This is a genomic window from Fulvivirga sp. M361 (assembly GCF_007097395.1).
Lineage (GTDB): Bacteria > Bacteroidota > Bacteroidia > Cytophagales > Cyclobacteriaceae > Fulvivirga.
In genome coordinates this window covers 1-3,198 of the sequence record NZ_VKDC01000085.1, presented here as the reverse complement: position 1 = coordinate 3,198, position 3,198 = coordinate 1, and the positions used below count along the sequence as shown (strand labels likewise).

The 3,198-nt window shown below is 45.4% G+C and carries 1 protein-coding gene; it reads left to right on the top strand.

The window, feature by feature from the left end:
- Positions 1-2,929 (top strand): gliding motility-associated C-terminal domain-containing protein (locus FNH22_RS31605; RefSeq protein WP_143402540.1); only part of this gene is annotated, 2,929 nt, incomplete at its 5' end.
- Positions 2,930-3,198 lie beyond the last annotated feature (269 nt).

Below are 3,198 nucleotides of genomic sequence, written 5' to 3'. Positions count from 1 at the left end.
TTCAACGATCACTGTTCCCGCGACTGTTACGGATGTCTGCGAGACAGGTGGTGTTGTAGACTTGACTACGTTGGTGAGCGGAAGTCCTGCTGGCGGCACATTTAGCTTCACCGGCACAGGGGTTGCAGGCAATGATTTTGATCCCACGGGTCTATCGGGTTCGATCTCTGTTACAGTAAACTATACTTCAGGCGGCGGTTGTGCTGCGACTCCAGAAGCCTTAGCGTTGAACGTGGTAAGTACTTCAACGATCACTGTTCCCGCGACTGTTACGGATGTCTGCGAGACAGGTGGTGTTGTAGACTTGACTACGTTGGTGAGCGGAAGTCCTGCTGGTGGCACATTTAGCTTCATCGGCACAGGGGTTACGGGCAATGATTTTGATCCCACGGGTCTATCGGGTTCGATCTCTGTTACAGTAAACTATACTTCAGGCGGCGGTTGTGCTGCGACTCCAGGAGCCTTAGCGTTGAACGTGGTAAGTACTTCAACGATCACTGTTCCCGCGACTGTTACGGATGTCTGCGAGACAGGTGGTGTTGTAGACTTGACTACGTTGGTGAGCGGAAGTCCTGCTGGCGGCACATTTAGCTTCACCGGCACAGGGGTTACGGGCAATGATTTTGATCCCACGGGTCTATCGGGTTCGATTTCTGTTACAGTAAACTATACTTCGGGCGGCGGTTGTGCTGCGACTCCAGGAGCCTTAGCGTTGAACGTGGTAAGTACTTCAACGATCACTGTTCCCGCGACTGTTACGGATGTCTGCGAGACAGGCGGTGTTGTAGACTTGACTACATTAGTAAGTGGAAGCCCTTCAGGAGGTGTGTTTAGCTTCGCTGGTACGGGCGTGACAGGCAATAATTTTGATCCCACGGGTCTGTCAGGTCCAATTTCTATTGCGGTGAACTATACTTTCGGAGGCGGTTGTGCAGCAACTTCTGCGGCTTTAAGTATGAATGTTTTAGATGCTACTAATCCACTTTGTAGCGGAGGTGGTGATTGTGCGACTGTTTCTATTTCACTAAATCCGACGCCGGCATCTTGTGCACTTTCGGATGGATCGATGGAATTCATTATAAACCCTGCTATACCGGCTATCAACAATACCGGGGTGACTATAACGATAGATGGGCCAGTAAAATCTTTTCTGCTCAATGAGCCTTACCTATTTGATCAGATACTTTCTGCCGGAGACTACACATTTGAAATAGAATATGGTGATCCCTCTTGCATAAAAATGGGTGCGTTTACCATTGACCAATCTGGTACCGTTGGAGCTATTACAGTGGATAATCCAGTAGGGCCTGTTTGTAATGGTGATTTGGGTTCTGTCGGTATAGATGTAGAGAATCAAGGTGGAAATATATTAGAGTATTCATTAGATGGCTTCATCTGGAATTCATTTGTTAACGGAAGTAGAATAGATATACCTGCAGGTGATGCGCCTACATTCGAAAGAACAATTAGTGTCAGGTCCAGCGCGGCAGACTTGTGCTTTTCGACTACTTCAGTGATTATTCAAAATCAATTTCCTGAAATCGCTATAACTTCTGAGGTGGTGACTGAAGCTACCTGTAATAACAACGATGGAGAGATTCGAATTACCAGTGTGACTGGCGGCGATAACAGTTCGTATACTTTTGAACTGGATGGAGTTCCTGTCTCCTTACCAGCAGATGGTAGACTGAGTGGCCTGTCAGGTGGAGACCACACTTTTACGGTTATTGATGGCAGCGGTTGTGATGAGGACATAACAATTTTTGTTCCTAGCCCGGGATTAGTACAATTTACTTTGAACAAGACGGATCCCTCATGCACAAACGGTTCGGGAACGGATGGAGTGATTCAAGGGCAGATCGATGCGTCTTTCCTTCCGGGAAATTATGAGGTGGCGATCACTGAGGAGCAGGGGAATAATTCCACATTTATTGCAGTAGCTCCTAATGGGCTCTTTGAATTCAGGGATCTGGCAAGAGGAAGGTATTTTATTACTGTACGTTCTAATGATGGATGTCCCAATGAACTATTTGAAGATATAAATGATGGGCCTGTAGCTGTTAGCTTTGATTATCAGTTAAGCTGTGTTAACGACTCTAATGTTAAGGAATTACTTTTAACAGATATTACCGGAGATAATTCAGCGTCCTACTTACTACGTGTGTTTAACAATTCACAAACCCTGGTAGATGAGATTGGATTTAACTTACCGGTTGGTAATTCATTCCCTATCGCAAATCGTGTTTTCTTAAACCTTAATCAGGAATTCACCTTGCAGTTGGTGCAAAGTCAAACAGTCTGCCCTGTAGATGATATAGTTTTCACGCACCCGGATAAGCTTGTGCCTCCGGCACAGCTGGCGGCTGAGATCACCAATACCACAAATTCATTGCCTGATCGATTTACGGGATCTTTGTCGGCAGGTAACATTGTAGGTGGCTTCCAGCCTTCTAATAATGGTTTCCCCTATCTTGCGAGGATCGAATTGGATTCCGCAGCTATACCCGGCACGGTATTTAGTACAGAGTTTGATACGGTCAGGCTGAATACAGACCTACGTTTTGAGGCTACTTACCAGGATATACCTGCGGGTAGGTATCTGGTTGAGATCAGCGACCAAATAGGTTGTACCATTACGTTAGCAGCGCGAGTGGACCTGAATACAGATCTGTTTATTCCTAATGTATTTACGCCTAATGGTGATGACGTCAATGAAACGTTCTTTATTAGGAACCTTGACCCGACCGGGACAGGAGAAAGTGCGGAACTGGTGATCACTAACCGATGGGGTAAGCAGGTGTATAGTGATGACAACTATATTGGCAACTGGGATGGAGAGGATACTCCGGACGGCGTCTATTTTTACAAACTCAAAGCTCGCGGTGAAGTATTCACCGGATGGGTGGAGATCATAAGAGGACAGTTTTAAAGGAGATGAAAAGACCAAATATCAATTAAAGAAAGTGTAAGTATTCAGGTTTTTTCTGGTATTATAAACTCTGGTTGAAAACACACCAATAAAAAGATTGACATTTGATGGTCTGAGAGTTAGAAGTTTATCTCAGCAATTAGTTAGTATCCCTTCGGTGTTGGGCGTATTGCTGTATGCTTTCTGAATAGTGATTTTTGTTCACAAAAAGAGCGATGAGCAAGGAATCTAAGATGTTTGAGTTGATGAAGGAGTGGGAGTCAAGTGGC